This is a genomic window from Seleniivibrio woodruffii (assembly GCF_004339245.1).
GTDB classification, from domain to species: Bacteria; Chrysiogenota; Deferribacteres; order Deferribacterales; family Geovibrionaceae; genus Seleniivibrio; species Seleniivibrio woodruffii.
The window spans coordinates 797,248-815,518 of the sequence record NZ_SMGG01000003.1 but is presented as its reverse complement, the minus strand read 5'-3'; the positions used below and the strand labels follow the sequence as shown (position 1 = coordinate 815,518).

The window sequence follows — 18,271 nt, the reverse complement described above, 5'->3', positions numbered from 1 at the left end:
GGGGAGCTTTCCTGAGAAGAGCTTATTTGCTCATTGCGGGGAAGGGGCCTACGAAGCCTGTATAGGCTCTGCGGTCTGCCGCACTGTTGGCAGCGGGCATTCCTGCCGTTGCTTCACCGTAGGGGTGCTGGATAACGCTCATCAGGTATGCGAAACCATGGTAGTTGGGATAGAAGTAGGGAGAGGTGGTTTCGGAACCGAAGGGCGTGGTCTGTATGCGTGTAAGAGCTTTTGTCTCAATGTTGTACGACCAGATCATGTCGTTCTCGTGGCCTTCGCCCGTGTCCTCACCGATGATGAGTGTTTTATATCCGGGCATAAAGGTCAGGTTGTCGGGGTTTGCAATGCCGTCCAGATTACATTTGTTGTTCACGAATGCACTTGTTGAAGGGTATGCCTGTGAGTTGTCGGCTGCGCCGTAGTCTGTTGTCAGAGGTTTGCCCGCTATGACGGGGTACATGTTCTTGGCAACATAGCTAGCATCAAGGTCGAGGGCGTAAACAGCACCGCAGGTGTTTTTTGCCACTTTTATGTGGTTGGGGCCGCCCGCATCGTTGGAACCGTTGTCGAGCATTCCGTTGCCTATCTCAGACAGTGCGAGATACATCACGTTCTTAGCGGGGTCGTGAGTGATGCCCTCCATCTTGCGGAACTCTGTGGTTGCGCCGAGCATTGCGGCATAGCGGCGTGTTTCAAGTCTTGAAGCGGCCTTTTCCATGCCTGTTTTAACCATCAGACACTGACGTCCGTATGTGGTGTTTATCTCTTTGTGGGTTGTGGGGCAGGTTGCGCCGCTCACCGTAAGGTCAACCTCGTCAAAGATGTCCGTGTATTTCACTTTTGCGTTCAGCATAGCTTTCACCTCGGCATTTGTGGCATGTCCGAGGCTTATCCATGTCAGATCGGCCGAGCCTGCGCCAGCCGCTGAGGTCTGGTTCCATTTTGCGGCGTAGAGAGTGCCGGAAGAGAGGTCTGCCGCCGTGTCGGCAACAAATCTGAACAGACCGACGTTGGTGCCGTCGTCAGATATGTAGGCCGTCTTTTTGTCGGGCATAACGTATGCAAGCTCGTGTGCAACCCTGCCCATGGTGTAGTGCTTGGTCACTGTCACGTTGCTGTAGTTCTGCACGGCAAGCTCTGTCTGCCAGCCGTAGTCGTAGATATTCATTGAGGCGTATGCGCCTGCCGTTGTCAGGTTTGTGGCCAGCCCGAAATACAGAGCCATTCTGTTTCCGTATGTGTCGTTGAACTTGCCTGTTGTTGCGTCAACAAGCTTTGCGTTGGGCTCGTATTCCTCTGAACCCAGATGCGTTCCCCAGGGGGTGACACTGCCCGCACAATGAACCCAGCCGCCTTTTACGCCTGAGAAGTCGATGTGGCGGGTCTTTTCGGCAGTAAGCACGCCGCTTGTGTTCTGGTTAAGTTTTGTCAGATACATCCCTGCGGGTACTGATTCGAAATGGGAGATCATATACATGTTCCCGTCCATACCTGTCAGAAGCGAGGAGAAGTCGTTGTCGGATGAGACATACTCGGAGCTGTCGGTGGGGTTGAGCACCTTATTTCCGTTCATGTCATAGAGCTGACCGAAAACCTCGGAATCACTGCTGGGCTTGTCGCCGCTTCTGAGTATCGTGTGGTAGCCGATGGAGTACTCTTTTCCGTTGATGGTGGCCTTGTCGGAAACGAGGATGCTCCTTTTCTCAGTTTCAGTTTCGGGAGCTTTTACCCCTTTAAAAGATATCGTGGGGGTGTCGGAATCGCTGTCGCTGTCTGAGCAGGCGACCATTGAGACTGCCATTACGGCGGAGAGTGCCGCCGCAGCCGCTAACTGTTTGAACTTTCTCATTCGATAAACCTCCGGAATTTTAACAGAGTGTAATATCCGGCTGTCCGAGTAATATGCAGAAAATGTGATATTTAATTTAGAAAAATTATCAATTAATGTTTGATAAACTTTCCAACAATGCCTTTGCTGTTTTCCGCACGTTGGTATATAAAGGATTTACAATGTTTAAAGGAACTTTCAGGTCACTGAGCATCTACAACTACAGAATGTGGGCATCGGGCGCAATAGTATCCAACATAGGCACATGGATGCAGCGGACGGCGCAGGACTGGCTGGTGCTGACCCACCTGACAAACAACAATGCCACTGCGCTGGGAATAGTCATGGCTTTGCAGTTCGGCCCCCAGTTCTTTCTGCTTCCGGTGAACGGCTTCGCCGCAGACTATTTCGACCGCAGAAAACTGCTGATAGCCACTCAGGCCTCCATGGGGCTTCTGGCTCTGGGGCTTGGGCTTCTGGTTCTGTTCGATGCCGCAAAGCTGTGGCATGTTTATGTGTTCGCTCTGCTTTTCGGCTGTGTCACAGCCTTTGACACACCCGCAAGACAGACCTTCGTTTCGGAACTGGTCAGCGAAAAAGATATTTCAAACGCAGTCGCCCTGAACTCAACATCTTTCAACACCGCACGGATGATAGGCCCCGCCGTGTCCGGAGTGCTCATAGGAACCATAGGCACGGGATGGGTTTTCATGATAAACGCTGTGTCTTTCGGGGCTGTGCTTCTGTCGCTGATGATGATAAAAAAGGGTCAGCTGCATCTCAGAGACAAGGTAAAATTCTCCAGAAGCGGTCTGGCGGATGGTTTCCGCTATATCGCAGGCAGACCCGACCTCAAAACAATTCTGCTGATGTTCTTTCTGATAGGAACCTTCGGCCTGAACTTCCCCATATTCATCTCAACAATGGCAGTGTCCGTCTTCCATGCCAATGCTCACCAATACGGAATCCTGACCTCCATGATGGCAATAGGCTCTGTCACCGGCGCTCTGCTCTCCGCAGGGCGGGACGTACCCCGTGCTGGATTTCTTTTTCTCGGCACGTTCGTTTTCGGTGCGGGTTTCATTCTGGCGGCTTTCATGCCCCATTATCTGCTCTTCGGCCTTGCCCTTGCCATCATAGGCATATCCGCCCAGACCTTCACAACAACGGCACTCAGCGCAGTTCAGCTGCTCACAGAGGCAAATATGCGCGGACGAGTCCTTGCCATCCTGTTTGCAATCTCATGGGGCGGAACGGTCATAGGCGCACCCATAGTCGGACGGGTGGCTGATATCTTCGGCGCACGCTGGAGCCTCAGCGTCGGTGCGGCATCGGGTCTTCTTGCCGCCGCCGCAGGTCTGTATTACATTATCCGTTACAAAAACTTCAAAATCAGTTAGTATCCTCACCACCTTTTCTGCTATAATCAGGGCAGAGGTTACGTCATGGCACACCATACCGCAAAACACGGATACAGCAGTCTCGCAGAGAGGCTGAACAGGTTCCCCCTCGGCGCACCGCCATCAGAATCACTCTATAAGATACTGTCAATACTCATGTCGGAGAAGGAGGCGGGGCTTATCGCACAGCTTCCCATCAAGCCTTTCCGAGCGGAGACTGCGGCGGATATCTGGAAGGTGAGCGTCACCGAGGCCAGAAATCAGCTGGATGCACTTTGCGACAGGGCACTTCTGCTGGATATCATCGAAAACGGACAGATGACCTACGTTCTGCCGCCACCTATGGCGGGCTTTTTCGAATTTTCAATGATGCGCACCAGAGGCGATATCGATCAGGCATTGCTGGGACAGCTTTATTATCAATACCTTAACGTTGAAGAGGACTTTATAAAGAACCTCTTTGTGAACGGCGAAACCCAGCTCGGACGTGTTTTTGTGAACGAATCCATGCTGTCCGAGGATAATAACCTCTATGTTCTGGACTACGAACGTGCCACCGAGGTAATAAAGACCGCAAGCCACATAGGCGTAAGCATGTGCTACTGCCGTCATAAGATGGAGCACGCAGGAACGGCCTGCGATGCGCCCATGGATATCTGCATGACGTTCAACAACGTCGGCAGTTCACTCATACGACACGGCTACGCAAGGCAGATAGACGTTTCCGAATGCATGGATCTGCTGGATCAGGCCTATGACCACAATCTGGTGCAGTTCGGCGAAAACTCAAAGACCGAGGTCAGCTTCATCTGCAACTGCTGCGGATGCTGCTGTGAGGCAATGATAGCCGCCCGCAAATTCGGCATAATGAACCCCGTACACACATCCTATTTCCTGCCGGAGATAGATGCGGATAAATGCACAGGATGCGGAAAATGTGCTGAACTCTGCCCGGTTGAGGCCATGATGATGGTCTCCGCCAACGACCCGCAAAAACCTAAGAAAAAACTGGCGAAGCTGGACGAAAGGATCTGTCTGGGATGCGCCGTGTGCCTGAGAGGGTGCAAAGTGGATGCGCTGAAACTCAATACCCGTGAAAAAAGGGTTATAACCCCAGAAACAGGGGTGCATAAGGTGGTCATGATGGCTGTTGAACGGGGCGGGCTGGAGCATCTGATATTCGATAACAGAGCTTTGTTCTCCCACAGAGCCATGGCCGCCATTATCGGGGCTATTCTGAAAATGCCGCCGATTAAACGCTGGATGGCCGGCGAACAGGTGAAATCACGATATCTTTACAGACTGATACAGGAGAAAAAATAAGGCGGAGGTTTTTCCTCCGCCCCTGGTTGTTGACAAAATTTGCTTTTTACTCTTAAGCCTCCCTTTATCAAAGGGAGGTTTGGAGGGATTTTCTTTTATTAACAGGGAAATCCACCCTGCCCTCCTTTCCCAAAGGAGGGTTAAATAAAGCAAAACTATAGTTTGTTATTAACAACTTGAAGCGGAGGTTTTTCCTCCGCCCTTTTTATTTTTACATATCGAACTTGTATCCGACCCCGTATACCGTCTGGATCAGTTCCTTGCCGTCAACAGCACCTGCCAGCTTCTTCCGCAGGTTTTTAACATGGCTGTCGATGGTTCTTTCGTATCCCTCAAACTCATATCCGTGTACGTTGGCTATCAGGTCTGTTCTGGAAAAGACCCTGCCGGGGTTCTTCGCCATTATGTAGAGCAGTTCGAACTCGCTTCTGGTCAGCGTAAGGTCGTTTCCGTTCACATTCACCTGATATTTTGACGGCTGAATGGTGACCGGACCCGCCGTAAGCACATCCTCCGCCGTCTCCGGAGACAGCCTGCGAAGCACAGCTTTGACCCTTGCCACAACCTCTCTGGGGCTGAACGGCTTGCATATGTAATCATCCGCTCCCAGCTCAAGGCCAATGAGCCTGTCAATCTCCTCAACCTTTGCCGTGGCTATGAGAATGGGCACGTTTGAAAACTTGCGAACCTGTCTGCATATCTCAAGCCCGTCGGTGTCGGGAAGCATAAGGTCGAGGATCACCGCATCGGGAACCATTTTTCTGATGGTCTCAACTGCCCCTGCACCAGTGTCGAGGGTGAACACCTCGAAACCTGACTGCTGGAGATAATCCTTAAGTATTGATGATATTTGTGTTTCGTCTTCGATTACAAGTATTTTCCTATTCATTTTCTCCCTCTGCCGGAAGTTCTATCTCGATTCTCAGTCCGCCCATGCTTCCGCATACGGCACGGATAGTTCCGTTATGTTTTTCAACTATATATTTGCAGATGGCAAGGCCGAGGCCGCTGCCGCCTGTCTCTCTGCTTCTGGAGATGTCCGCACGATAGAGCCTGTCAAAAAGCATTCCCAGACTCTTCTCCGGAACTCCCGGTCCGGTGTCTTCCACTGTCACCAGCACCGACCCGTTCTGCTCCGAGCATGATATGAATATCACGCCGGGGCTTTTGCTGTGGCGCAGTGCATTCTCTATAAGGTTTATAAACACCTGCCTCAGCCTGTAAACGTCGCCTCTGACCTTCGTCTCGCCGTTGTGTATCATTGTGCGTATCTGGAACCCGAACTCCTCCGCCCGGCTTCTGTAAAGCTCGACGGCATCCTCCGCTATTCTGCATATCTGAACCGAGCCGAAGCTGAACCGCATGTTATCCGAATCGACCATTGTCATCTCATGGAGTTCGTTGACCAGCTTTATAAGTCGGGAAACCTCAACGTGGAGAATGTTCAGCGAGTCGGAGTTTATGTTTCTCACACCATCCTGCATGGCCTCAATATTGCCCAGAAGAACCGAAAGCGGCGTGCGCAGTTCATGGGATATGTCCGATATCCACCTGTTCTGCTTCTGTTCGTACATGCTGAGATCATAAGCCATCTTGCGGAAGTTTGCCGCAAGGTCGCCCAGTTCGTCGTTCGACATATCCCGTATCTCAACGCTGAAATCTCTGGATGCCAGCTTTCTGGTTGCAATTATCAGCGGCGGAACCGGAGCCAGCAGGCGTTTAGTGAAAAACCATGTCAAAAGTCCGGTGATGGCTATTATTATCACTGCGCTGACAAGGGTTATCTCCACCTGTTCCCTGACAAACTCAGCCGCCATGGGCTGTGTCATTTTCGGCGGTTTCCTTATGCCCAGATAGCCAACAGTTGCTCCGTCGGAAATGATCGATATGAAATGGAATTCGTTCACATTTCCCACACCGATCACAATTTTCTTATCGGCATCCTGAAGCATTATAAAATGTCTGAAGTGTACAAAAGCCATTACATTCAGCTTACCGTCAGCTGTCAGCATATCTTCTTTCAGCCTTCCGAACGGTTCATAATCTTTTTCCTTGAGCGGGCGTATCCTGCCGTCTGCAACGCCGCCGGGAAACATATCAGGCCTGCGGTTTCCGCCATCGCCCTTTCCAAAGGGCTTCATCCCTAAAGGTTCGGAAAAAGGCATACGCTCCTCTGCCGACAGTCTTATGGCTTCAAAACTGCCGTTTTCCTTATAATACTCACCGAGTTTATCCGTCAGCCACGAAAGTTCGTGTATCTTGCTTTTAACCAGATAGTCCTGAAAGTTGAAATATCCGAAATAGCCCACCGTGAGGAGCATTACGGAAATACTCACCACCACGGAGAACAGAGCAAGCGCAAAGATTTTGTAAAACAGTCTGACTCTCATTTTGCCTCTGAACCTCAGAATAAGACCCTAAGGCATATTATTCCACAGGTTTTGTTTAAGCATGCGTTTAAAAACATAATTCAACCATATTATCTACACAATCATACGTTAGGATACTTATAAGAGAAAGGTTAAAAACCTGACAACCTCTTTAAAAGTACTCCTTGCACGCCTTTGAAAAAGCGGCTTTTCAGCCGCTTTTTCTATTGCTGAAACTATTCGGCACCAACCCGCTCATTCTGCTGAACTGACTGTTACGCCTCAGCCGAATACTGTGAATACAGACCCTGCATGAGCCTGTCTATGGAACTCTGAAAATAGGCCGAAGCATTATCGGATGATTTTGTCCTGGCCGTCTGAAGCTGGCTCACATAATCTGTCTGGTCTGAACCGTCATCGCCGGATGTTTCCGACGAACTGCTGCCGCTCTGCGCCAGCAGACTGTTCAGGCTGTCCTGAATCGATGTGAGCAGGCTTATTATCTGCTCGGACGAATTATATTCCGAATCGCTCCCCTCCTCCCCTTTCGAGGGCGGGGGTCCTCCCGGACCGCCTTTTGGGCGTATGTCGTTTGACTGCATGAAACTGCGAAGCTCATCATCGCTGTAAGTGCCGTTTCCGTCTGTATCGAACTCGGCAAAGAGAGATTCCGTGTCAACCGACTGCCCTGTCTGAGACGTAATTTCGTCAACCAGCGCAAGGAGTTCACTCTTGTCTACTGTCCCGTCCTGACTTGTGTCGACCTTGCTGAAAAACGCATCCGCACCGCCCTGCTGTTTCGAGCCTGAAACTTTGTTCTGACCGTACTGATACAGGTACTGGGATGCGCTGTTAACACCGCTGATACTCATGTTTGTTCCCTCCATTCTTCAGATAGGAATTGATCGGCGGGTTTGTGCTGTAGAATGGTACTCCACATCTGTGTGAAAGATTTGCTCCGATTGTGTTTAATTCGTGGAGCAACTGTTATTCTGCACACATGACAGCAAAAAGTGCATTGATTTAGAAGCGAAAATAAAATATATTTATAGAAATTATTGATAACGGGAAGCTGTATCCCGTTTCAGGGGATACACTAAACAAACATGAACAGGTACCCATTTGTCCTGATCACCCTTTCTTTTTTCGTTCTGCTCTCACTCTATGAGCTGTATCAGGGATATTCACATTTCACAAACACAATGCTTAATAAATCCAGAGATATAGCCGGAATCAGCAAGGCTTTCGGCAAATGGAGCTCCGAACTGGGAAGGATTTACGTTCCCTCGGAACTGGTCAGACCGGACGAAACCGCACCGGACGCTGAAAAGGCTCAGGACGAAAGCGGAAACAGCCTGTCCAGAGTTAACCCCGTTTACATGATGAACCTCGCCGCAAAGGGCATGAACAGCGACATACACATCCATCTGATAAGCAGGAAACCCGTAAACGGAAACAACCTGCCGAAAGGATGGGAGGTCAAGGGACTTCACAGGATATACGACGGACAGCAGGAATATCACAGGCTGGACTTTAAGAGCAAGGACGCCATTTACTTCCAGTATATGAGCCCGTTCATTGTGGACGAGACCTGCAAACGTTGCCATCAGTACGCCGATTACAAGATAGGTGACGTAAGAGGCGCAATCAGCATCACTTTCCCCGTTACGGCGGAACATAACAAACATTTCATATTCACGATACTCACCATTCTGGCATATATGATGGCAACGGCTATGGTGATAAGGCTTATCACCCTTTCACGCCGGGAGGTCTATGCCTCGTGGAGAGAGAAGCTGAAGACCATAAAAGAGCTTGAGACCGAGATGAACCGAAGGGTGATGAGCGAGGCGGCGCTTATCCACAAAACACGCAGTTCATCCATCAACGAGATCCTCCGCATGGTTGCCCACCACTGGCGGCAGCCGCTGAACAACATCGGGCTTCTCATCCAGACCATCCCTCTGGCAAACACAAAGCAGGAGGAGGAGGAGGCCGCAAAACAGGCTCTTAAGGTTGTCAGAGACATGAGCGACACCATCGACCTGTTCACCTCTGCGGCAAAAGTTGAAAACAAGGTCAGGCTGGAGATAAAATCCATGACCTTCGATGCCCTGAAACTGCTCAGACCTGAATTTGAGTCGGTTGGGATAGAGGTTTATGTTAACTGCCATATGGGCGGCGCATTCGAAGAGATCCAGATGACCGGCGAGGACAACGTGTTCTTCTCCTGCGGTAAGGGAACCTTCACCTGCGATAATCTCTGCGGGTTCAGCCACGTTTATGTGGACGGCGAAGAGTCGATGTTCAAGTAGATACTTCTCATAGTGCTTAAAAATTCCTACGACAGCCTTGTCGAAAAGCCGGAAGGCGAAGACAGGCTTATAACCATACGGTTCATCAGAAAGGGTGAATATGCCCAGATAGAGATATGCGACAACGGCGCACCCATCACCCCCGAGGTCAGAGAGAGGCTTTTCGAGCCTTATTTTTCAACGAAAGGATGCGGAGCGGGAACAGGAATAGGCCTTTTCACTGCGCAGAACCTTGCGGCAAACTTTGACGGCGGCGATCTTTTCTACGACGATTCCGACGGAAAATGCTTCATTTTTCGCATCAAACCCTGCCAGCACGATTAAAAATCTTTGTCATTCTGAGCCATCTCATACTTGATGAGACTCTTCGCATTCGCTCAGAGTGACGGATATTTGAAATTCTCTCCCCTTTAACTAAGCAGGAAGCAGAGAATTGCCATAGCCTCAGAGCATTGCGTCATTCTGAGTGAAACGAAGAATCTCATTCGGACCTGCCAATGTGAACGCAAAAAGCCCCGCCGAAGCGGGGCTTTATCTGTTTCAATTAAGTCGGAAAATGTAAATCTACCCTAGCCCTCCTTTATTAAAGAAGGGAACAAAACACTTATTGGTGGTTAGAACCAAGCAGTTCAAGGCGGAGGGCGGAAAATCGGCTGAGTGTACGTTTAGGTACATGATGGCGATTTTTCAACCGACAACGAAGAAATGAGCAGGTTATAACCGCCAATTATATTACTTGCCGAGTGCTTTGCCTCTGGCCGTATGTCTCTCCTGCTGTGAAAGTATCTTCTTGCGCAGTCTGATGGACTTGGGAGTAACCTCAACCATCTCGTCGTCCGCAATGAAGTGTATCGCTTTTTCCAGCGTCATGGGCATAACGGGGGTAAGGATGATGGCTTCGTCCTTTCCGGATGCTCTCATGTTGGTAAGTTTCTTCTCTTTACAGGGGTTGGCGTTCAGGTCGTTGTCCTTGTTGTATGCGCCGATGATCATACCTTCGTAGACCACGTCGCCGGGGAGGATGAACAGCGAGCCTCTGGGTTCAAGGTGGAAAAGACCGTATGCAACGCCTTTGCCCGCACGGTCGGCCACTATGGAACCTGTGAATCTGCTGGGTATATCGCCTCTGTGAGGCTCATATCCGTGAAGCAGTGAGTTCATTATGCCCGTACCTTTTGTGTCGGACAGGAACTCGTCTCTGTAGCCGATAAGTCCGCGGCTGGGTATGGAGAACTCAATTCTGGCCCTGCCGGTTCCGTTGTTTATAAGGTTGGTCATTCTTCCTTTACGTATGGAAAGTTTCTCTGTAACGACACCTACGAAGGTCTCGTCGCAGTCGATGAACAGGTGCTCTATGGGTTCGCACAGCTCACCGTCAATTGTTTTGCAGATAACTTCGGGTCTGCCCACGCAAACCTCAAAACCTTCACGGCGCATTGTCTCCAGAAGGATAGCCATCTGAAATTCGCCTCTTCCCTTAACGATATAGCTCTCTTTGTCGGGGCTTTCCTCAACTTTGATAGCCACGTTTTTAAGGGATTCTTTCTGAAGTCTCTCCTTGATCCTGTTGGACTGAACCAGCTTGCCCTCACGTCCGGCCAGAGGGCCTGTGTTGGGGCTGAACTTCATAGAGACCGTGGGTTCGTCAACTGTTATTCTGGGGAGTGCTTTGGGGTTTTCCTTGGTGCAGATGGTATCGCCGATGGTGATGTCCTCAAGACCTGAGAGAACGATAATTTCGCCCGGCTCTGCCGCCTCAACCTCTTTTGTGCCGAGGCCTTCATATATCTGGAGTTTGCTTACACGCAGGGAAACAGTGTTCTCTGCGCCTATGCGCACGAGGGATTCGTTTGAGCGGGCGGTTCCGTTGATAACCTTGCCCACAGCCAGTCTGCCGAGGTAGTCGGAATAACCGAGGTCGCTCACCAGCATCTGAAAGGGTTCTTCATCATCATATTGGGGTGCGGGGATCTCGCTGACAATTGCCTCGAAAAGGGGCTTCATGTCCGTTCCGCGCTCTTCAAGAGTCTTCTGGCAGATACCTTCACGGCCGATGGCGTAGTAAACGGGAAATTCTATCTGGTCGTCGTCTGCGCCGAGGTCTATGAAAAGGTCATAAACTTCGTTCAGAACCTCCTGAGGTCTTGCGTCTGCACGGTCGATCTTGTTAACAACAACGATTATCTTGAGTCCGGCTTCAAAAGCCTTTCCAAGCACGAACCTTGTCTGGGGCAGAGGGCCTTCGGATGCGTCAACAAGGAGGATTGCACCGTCAACCATAGACAAAGCACGTTCTACCTCTCCGCCGAAATCGGCGTGACCGGGTGTATCGAGGATGTTGATCTTAACATCTCCCCATCTGACAGCGCAGTTTTTGGCAGAGATGGTAATTCCCCTTTCTCTTTCCAGATCCATGCTGTCCATAAGTCTGTCTTCTACCTGCTGTTCTTCTCTGAACATTCCGCTCTGTTTGAAGAGCGTATCCACGAGCGTTGTCTTGCCGTGGTCAACGTGTGCGATGATAGCTATATTTCTAAGCTTCTCATTTCTCTGTTTAGCCATGTTTTTCACCTGTGATAATTAAGCCTGACAGTATTCATCAGTTTTTCAAATAAGAAAAGGTTTTTTTGCGGATTTTGCTGAAAAATTACATACAGGGGCTGTTTTTGGGTAAAACTATCTCCATGGTGACCCCACGTCCGTTATTTTTTGCCGTGAGACTGCCGCACATGTATTTCTCAATTACGGTCTTCGCCATGTAAAGCCCGATGCCGGTTCCCTTGCCCGCTTCCTTGGTTGTGTAGAAGGGGTTAAATACCTTGTCCATTATTTCGTCAGAAATGCCCGTTCCGTTGTCGGCAACGGATATCCTGATGGTGTTGTCGTCTGCGATCATGGTCACGGCTATCAGCCCGTCATGTTCACAGTCCTGTGCCGCATAACGGGCACGAATCGCATCCACCGAGTTGTAAAGCAGGTTCAGAAGGGTCTGCTTGAACTCGTTAAGAAAGCCGTTTATATGTCCGTAGCCGTTTTCGCAGGCCGGAGACTTTTCCGAAAGCATGCAGTCGAAGTCGCTGTCGCCGCATCTGCATGTCATTGTCAGCTTTACATCCTGAGAGGAAAGGGTCGCCCTGAGGATCTCCCCCGTCTCTTTGAGTATCTCGACAACGTCGAACCTCTCCTTCTCAACACTGGGTTCGAAGAAGGTTCGGTATTTGTCGATGGATTCGGAGAGCTTGTTCAAAAGCTGCATGTTGTTCTTCTCAAACTCGTCAATATACTGCATGTTCAGATCGCCGTTGCGGTAGGCGTCGGCCAGATCCTGAACATAAAGCCCGACTGCGTTTATGGGCTGCCGCCAGTGGTGAGCCAGTGCGGAGAGCATAAGCCCCATGTCCGCAACCTTTTGCTGCTGATTGATTATCTGATCTTTAATACGGCAGTTCTCAACCTCTCTGCGAATCTTCTCCTCAAGGTTGTGGTTGGTAAGCCGAAGCTCGTTCAGAACCGCTTCGTGGCTCTTTTCAAGCTCCGCAACGGAATCTATTATGCCCTTTCTGGCCACAAATATCATAAGCAGTGCGCCAAGGCCGCCTATTATGAACACATGGAGCAGGTGACTGCGCATCCAGCCTTCCATGCTTCCCGCCTTGACCAGAAAAACGAACTGTCCCAGATCGCTTCCGGAATAGTCATGCAGGCTGAAATCTCCGAGTATGTCGTATCTGTCGCCGCCGTAGTTTATGCTCTTTTTCAGGACATCTTTTCTGCCGGATTCGAAAAGCACATCAGAGGGTATCACGCTGTCGTTGTAATAAACCGCACGTCCGTTGTCTCCGGTTTTAAGTTTCAGCCTTGAAGCCACAAACTGGTTGACCATTACGGCGGATTTTATGCTCGAAACCGCCTGAAGTCTTGATGCCATGAAGCTGATGTCAGTTCCCACCTCAAGAACGCCTATGAGCTTTCCGTCACGCACTACGGGGGTCATGTGTCTGAAACCCATTATTTTCGTGCAGACCTCAAGCCCCGATGCGGGCTGGCCGGTTTTAAGAACGTCCCTCAGCATGGGACGGTAGTTTGCGCTGATGTCGCCGTATATCTCGGGAACGAGCGTGCGCAGAAACACCTTGCCCTCGGCGGAATGGAATGTGAGAACAGAGGTTGACTTGGGAAAAGATTCATTCAGAAGCTTAACATAGGGCTGAAGAAGCGTGTTCAGCTCCTTCCGGTCGCCCTTCTCAAAAGAGGTGATGACATCCTTATCCGTTACGATCAGGTGGGTATATGCCCTCAGAACCTTATCGGCTCTGTCGGGAAGCATTTTAAAAAGTTTAGAAACAGCAATGACATTGTCTTTTCTGAGAAGTTCCAGATGTTTGTTGAAACGATACCACTCATCAAGAAGATAAACACAGGTCACAACCGCCAGAATGCCAGCAAGCATGAAAATCGTTCTGTTTTTTACCTTCAAGTGAGGTCTCCGATGTGGAAGTTTTCATGATTAGTATACAACAAAACGATTACTTAGACCAGTGTTTAGTGAACAAAAAAAGCGGGGCGGAGGACAGAACACTCCTCCGATGTACAAAGAAGATTAATCTTTTGTGGGGGTGACGGATCTTCTTTGTACGCCCCGCAAACCTTGCGATTGTGTGATCTATTTATTCAGTATCTTCCGCATCATATAGTTGATGTCACGGAAAACCAGAACGTCTTTGCCGTTCATCAGGCAATAGATGGGTCTGCCTGTCTCTGCGCCCGAAAGTTTTACGTCTTTCACAGGCAAAAGCAGGGAAACCAGTCTGTTGCCGGAGCGGATGGACATGCTGGCCGTAACATGGCCTATGTCCAGATCTTCAACCACTCCCTTGATGAGCTTATATCCGTCCTTTTTAAGCAGTGCGGAGATATCCGCCCTGTTGGTCAGTTCTGACTGCATCATAATTACACCCCTCCGCCTCAGGCGGTCATTGTGCATCCGGTGTCGGACAGTATTCTGCTGCCCGCTTCCCATGCGGCCTCTTCAATGCCTTTATAAGCCTGCCTCGTATCCACAGCTATGCCCTTAGCGTGCATTCCGTCGTATGCGCTTCTGCCGACAACAGTGCAAACCATCACGGCGCAGTCGCCTATCAGCTCCGCAACGTTTTTCAGGTGACCTGAAAGCTTGATACACGCCTGAGAGTTGTCATAGTCCAGTGTGCGTATCTCACGAAGATGTGCGCCCCAGCCCGAAACTTCGTAAACATAGAAATTTCTGGCATTTTTGAACGAAATATCCGCCATGCGGTGATTGTCACTGGCAACGGCAACCAGAATATGCCTGCTGCGGTCGTATGTTCTGACCTTCCACTCGCTGTTCAGCTGAACGGAAAAGTCGTATCTTCTGTTATTTATCACCTGATATTTCATCAGGTTGGATTTCTCTCTGACCTCGTCCTCAACACTGTTGAAATCCCAGTCCTGCCCCAGTTTGCCTATGGCGTCCGCACGGCACTGACGGCAATGCTGCATCACCGCATCGAACCCGCCCATTACCTCCGCACACTGGAAACGAACCTTTCCGATAAGCTCCGGCGTGGGTTCGGGAACTCCGTCGTTTGAGAACTTCGTTCCGTATTCGGGGCGGCTCATCAGAGGGATTATGTTGTGAATGAAGACTCCCAGCTCCTTGATCTTTTTCGCAACCTCCTGAACGTGGTTCTCATTTATTCCGGGGATAAGCACCGTGTTTATCTTTACCAGTATCCCCCGCTCAACAAGCCCCTTTATGCCCTCTATCTGGCGTTCCATAAGAATGCGTGCGGCCTCGGCACCGTGATACGTCCTGTCGTTGTAGTGTATCCAGCTGTATATCTTCTGACCGATATCGGGGTCGACCGCATTCATGGTAACTGTGACGTGTCCTATCTTAAGCTCCGCTATCTCGTCCAGATGGTCGGGCAGTGCCAGACCGTTTGTGCTGATGCACGGGATAAGCTCCCTGTCGTATGTTTTGAGCAGTCTGAGTGTTTCGAAAGTCGCTTCGGGGTTTGCCAGTGCGTCGCCGGGACCCGCTATGCCTACCACGGAGAGATTTTTGAGGGAGTGCTTCACCATAATCACCTTTTCCAGAGCATGCTCGGGAGTGAGAATCGCACTGGTAACACCAGGGCGGGACTCGTTGGAGCAGTCGTACTTTCTGTTGCAGTAGTTGCACTGGATGTTGCATGCGGGTGCAACGGGAAGGTGTATTCTGGCAAATTTATTGTGGGCATCCTTGCAGAAGCAGGGGTGCTTATCAATTTTCGCCTTAACAGTGTCTCTGTCCATATATGTCACCTCACGGTAAATTTAAAAGCAATGGGGATGCCAGTTTAATAAACCGATACTTCTCCCTATCTCCGAAAGGGAGGAGAATAACGGATATCACTGGCAATAAAGACAAATAGCCGTCTATGCTTTGTTGTTTAACAGGGTATGACAGCGGCAGACACTTGCGGCTGAATTAATAAGAATAAGTGGTCATTAGTTGCGCATTTGGTTCTTTTTTAACCATTTTACCCTCTGGCACAGCAATTGCAACAGAAAGTGCAATGGAGGCGCATATGATAATAGATGACACCACACTGAGAGACGGCGAGCAGACCCCCGGCGTGGCCTTCACACGAAGGGAGAGGCTTGAGATTGCCCGCAGGCTGGACGCCATCGGTGTTCAGGAGATAGAGGCGGGAATACCTGTAATGGGGATAGAGGAATCCGCAATGTTCGCTTCCATCATGGACTTGGGACTGAAAGCACGCATCATAGCATGGAACCGTGCACTGATTAAGGACGTTCAGGCATCGGTCATTGCGGGTGCGGAGGCCATAGAGATATCACTGCCCCTTTCAGACATTCAGATAGAGACCAAACTGGGCAGGACAAGAGAATGGGTGCTTAAACAGATAGCAGAGGTGCTTGATTATTGTGCAAGATACAACCTCTATATATCTGTGGGCGGCGAGGACGCATCCCGTGCCCATCCGGACTTCATAGAGCAGTATGTCCGCACCATCGAAGAGCACGGAGCATCACGCTTCCGTTTCTGCGACACCGTCGGCGTGCTCGACCCGTTCAAAACATATGAAATGACAAAACGTATCCGTGAGGTCACAAAACTTGACCTTGAGGTGCATACCCATAACGACTTCGGAATGGCCACTGCAAACGCTCTGGCGGCTGTGCGGGCGGGGGCAACTCACGTCAACACCACCGTCATGGGGCTTGGCGAGCGGGCTGGCAACGCACCGCTGGAGGAAATAATCATGGCGGCACGCCACGTCTACGGAATGGAGGATGAGTTCAACACGAAGCATCTGCGTCCCCTTTCCGAATACGTCGCTCAGGCCGCAGGCAGACAGATGGATCCCCAGAGGCCAGTCATAGGTGAATTTATGTTCACCCACGAATCGGGAATCCACACCGACGGCGTTCTGAAAAATCCCAAGAACTACGAACCCTTCGATCCCGAAGAGCTGGATATGACACGACACCTTGTTTTCGGCAATCAGTCGGGTCAGCACGTTCTGGAACACATGCTGAATCAGGAAGGACTGCATCTGGAAAAATGGCAGCTGACAGGGCTTCTCTGTGAAGCTAAGAAACTCGCCAGAAAGAACAAGGCGATCCTGAGGAACAAGGACGTTCTGGGGTTATGCGAGAAGATGGGGCTGTGTATTTCGGCTTAAAATTCCTGAAAAGACTTATAAATGAGACTCTTCGCCCTGCTCAGAGTGACGCTTTATTGTCATTCTGAGCGAAGCGAAGAATCTACATCAAATTAATTATTAGCTTTTATTAAATCCTAACTTTCATGTCTTTTTTATATTAAAATACGAATTCAATTTTCCTCTACGACCAATTTACTTAGGTACCTAAAATTAATTCTTGACTTTCCAATACCGTTTCGCTATTTTTCATTTAGGTACCTAAGCAAAATAATTTCAGGAGAATACATATGAACAACTCATCGGCAAACATACTCAAGTCTTTCATAAGACTGGCAAGGATGGTTCACAGAGAGAGCCACAAACACGTTCACGACGTTCAGGACCACAGGATGCATCGTGCTCAGGGACACCTGCTCTCAATCATCGCCGAAAACAACGGCGCAAAACAGATGGAGCTTGCGGAACTGATGGACATGCGCCCTTCTTCAATGACGGAGATGCTTACAAAACTGGCTCAGACAGAACTTATCGAAAGGAAGCAGGACGAGAAGGATCAGCGTGTCATGCGTGTATACCTCACAGAAAAAGGAGAGAACGCATTGAAAGCATCAAAGGCGGCAATAGTTGATATGTCGGATTCGCTTTTCGGGGTTCTCACCGAAGAGGAGCAGGCACAGTTCGCATCACTGATGGACAAGCTCACCAAAAACCTCGAAGAAAAGTGCGGAGGGCTTTCACACCACGAAGATTTCATGGGACACAGAGGACACGGCGAACACCGCAGGGCGGATTTCGGTCACGATTTCGGACACTGCCGCCATCACGGACATCATAATTTCAGAGGAATATAGAGGGTCAGACACCTTCGGGGTTGAAAAACCCCGAAGGCACCCGAAAATAAGACATCAGGCGGGGATGACCCCAAGCCTTCCGGCGTTCTCCAGAGTCTTTGCCACAAGCTTCTCCCCCTCCTCCAATACCTCTTCAAGCGTTGCAAACCCGAACTTGTGGGCGTTGCGGTGGAATTTCTGGAGAAGGATAAAATCTTCGTAAATAAGCAAAGCTCTGCCGAAGCCTTCTGTGTTAATATCGAGAACGGTTATTATCATCTGTCCGCAGCTTTCCTCCACAGCAAGCGCAACCGTCTCGTAGTAAAGCCTTATCTTTGCCACCGTTTCAGGAGAGATGGCCTTGAAAGCATCTATCTTCTTCTTTTCTTCTTTGGTCACAACATAATATCGGGTGATTAGCGTATCGTCCGCCACGTTCTTCCAGATGTTATGCGGATCATGGGAACGTATCTTTGTTATGAGCACATCTCTGAATGATCTTGCCATGG

Annotated in this window: 15 protein-coding genes; 6 read left to right on the top strand and 9 right to left on the bottom strand. The window is 49.9% G+C overall.

What is annotated here, in order from left to right:
- Window positions 1-22 precede the first annotated feature (22 nt).
- Complete coding sequence (locus tag C8D98_RS03910) at window positions 23-1,849, bottom strand: PhoX family protein (RefSeq protein WP_132872211.1); 1,827 nt, start codon at window positions 1,847-1,849, stop codon at window positions 23-25.
- A gap of 161 nt (window positions 1,850-2,010) precedes the next feature.
- Here C8D98_RS03910 and C8D98_RS03905 point away from each other — a divergent pair, with 161 nt between their 5' ends.
- Window positions 2,011-3,228, top strand: a complete 1,218-nt coding sequence (locus C8D98_RS03905) for an MFS transporter (protein WP_132872994.1) — start codon at window positions 2,011-2,013, stop codon at window positions 3,226-3,228.
- A gap of 45 nt (window positions 3,229-3,273) precedes the next feature.
- On the top strand, window positions 3,274-4,551 hold the full coding sequence (locus C8D98_RS03900; protein ID WP_132872210.1) for a 4Fe-4S dicluster domain-containing protein: 1,278 nt from the start codon (window positions 3,274-3,276) through the stop codon (window positions 4,549-4,551).
- 211 nt (window positions 4,552-4,762) lie between these two features.
- Here the strand turns inward: C8D98_RS03900 and C8D98_RS03895 are convergent, their stop codons facing one another.
- From C8D98_RS03895 to C8D98_RS03885, 3 genes are all read right to left on the bottom strand, one after another.
- Window positions 4,763-5,440: a response regulator transcription factor gene (locus tag C8D98_RS03895; RefSeq protein WP_132872208.1), complete on the bottom strand. Its 678-nt coding sequence runs from the start codon at window positions 5,438-5,440 to the stop codon at window positions 4,763-4,765.
- Window positions 5,433-6,941: an ATP-binding protein gene (locus C8D98_RS03890; protein WP_132872206.1), complete on the bottom strand. Its 1,509-nt coding sequence runs from the start codon at window positions 6,939-6,941 to the stop codon at window positions 5,433-5,435. The genes C8D98_RS03895 and C8D98_RS03890 overlap by 8 nt, the downstream gene beginning before the upstream one ends.
- Window positions 6,942-7,195: 254 nt before the next feature.
- Window positions 7,196-7,792 carry an EF-hand domain-containing protein gene (locus C8D98_RS03885; protein ID WP_165871175.1) on the bottom strand — a complete coding sequence of 199 codons (597 nt, stop codon included), beginning with the start codon at window positions 7,790-7,792 and terminating at the stop codon, window positions 7,196-7,198.
- 234 nt (window positions 7,793-8,026) lie between these two features.
- On the opposite strand from C8D98_RS03885, the gene C8D98_RS03880 reads away from it, so the two are divergent.
- Both C8D98_RS03880 and C8D98_RS03875 read left to right on the top strand, forming a co-directional pair.
- Complete coding sequence (locus tag C8D98_RS03880; protein WP_132872202.1) at window positions 8,027-9,235, top strand: c-type heme family protein; 1,209 nt, start codon at window positions 8,027-8,029, stop codon at window positions 9,233-9,235.
- A gap of 12 nt (window positions 9,236-9,247) precedes the next feature.
- Entirely contained in the window at window positions 9,248-9,559 is a 312-nt protein-coding gene (locus C8D98_RS03875) for an ATP-binding protein (RefSeq protein ID WP_165871174.1), read from the top strand.
- A gap of 408 nt (window positions 9,560-9,967) precedes the next feature.
- On the opposite strand, the gene typA is transcribed toward C8D98_RS03875, so the two are convergent.
- The 4 genes from typA to nifB form a co-directional block, all read right to left on the bottom strand.
- The gene (gene typA / locus C8D98_RS03870; RefSeq protein ID WP_132872198.1) at window positions 9,968-11,797 is read right to left on the bottom strand and encodes a translational GTPase TypA; all 1,830 of its coding nucleotides are present in this window, start codon (window positions 11,795-11,797) and stop codon (window positions 9,968-9,970) included.
- A gap of 85 nt (window positions 11,798-11,882) precedes the next feature.
- The gene (locus C8D98_RS03865; RefSeq protein ID WP_132872196.1) at window positions 11,883-13,712 is read right to left on the bottom strand and encodes an ATP-binding protein; all 1,830 of its coding nucleotides are present in this window, start codon (window positions 13,710-13,712) and stop codon (window positions 11,883-11,885) included.
- Window positions 13,713-13,898: 186 nt separating this feature from the next.
- Complete coding sequence (locus C8D98_RS03860) at window positions 13,899-14,183, bottom strand: hypothetical protein (protein WP_132872194.1); 285 nt, start codon at window positions 14,181-14,183, stop codon at window positions 13,899-13,901.
- A 17-nt stretch (window positions 14,184-14,200) separates the two neighbouring features.
- Entirely contained in the window at window positions 14,201-15,553 is a 1,353-nt protein-coding gene (gene nifB, locus C8D98_RS03855) for a nitrogenase cofactor biosynthesis protein NifB (protein ID WP_132872192.1), read from the bottom strand.
- Window positions 15,554-15,828: 275 nt separating this feature from the next.
- Here nifB and nifV point away from each other — a divergent pair, with 275 nt between their 5' ends.
- A complete protein-coding gene (gene nifV / locus C8D98_RS03850; RefSeq protein ID WP_132872190.1) occupies window positions 15,829-16,950 on the top strand; it encodes a homocitrate synthase in 1,122 nt (373 codons plus the stop codon).
- Window positions 16,951-17,219: 269 nt separating this feature from the next.
- A complete protein-coding gene (locus tag C8D98_RS03845; protein ID WP_132872188.1) occupies window positions 17,220-17,783 on the top strand; it encodes a MarR family winged helix-turn-helix transcriptional regulator in 564 nt (187 codons plus the stop codon).
- A 54-nt stretch (window positions 17,784-17,837) separates the two neighbouring features.
- Here the strand turns inward: C8D98_RS03845 and C8D98_RS03840 are convergent, their stop codons facing one another.
- Window positions 17,838-18,269 carry a DUF269 domain-containing protein gene (locus tag C8D98_RS03840; RefSeq protein WP_132872186.1) on the bottom strand — a complete coding sequence of 144 codons (432 nt, stop codon included), beginning with the start codon at window positions 18,267-18,269 and terminating at the stop codon, window positions 17,838-17,840.
- Between the last annotated feature and the right edge of the window lie 2 nt (window positions 18,270-18,271).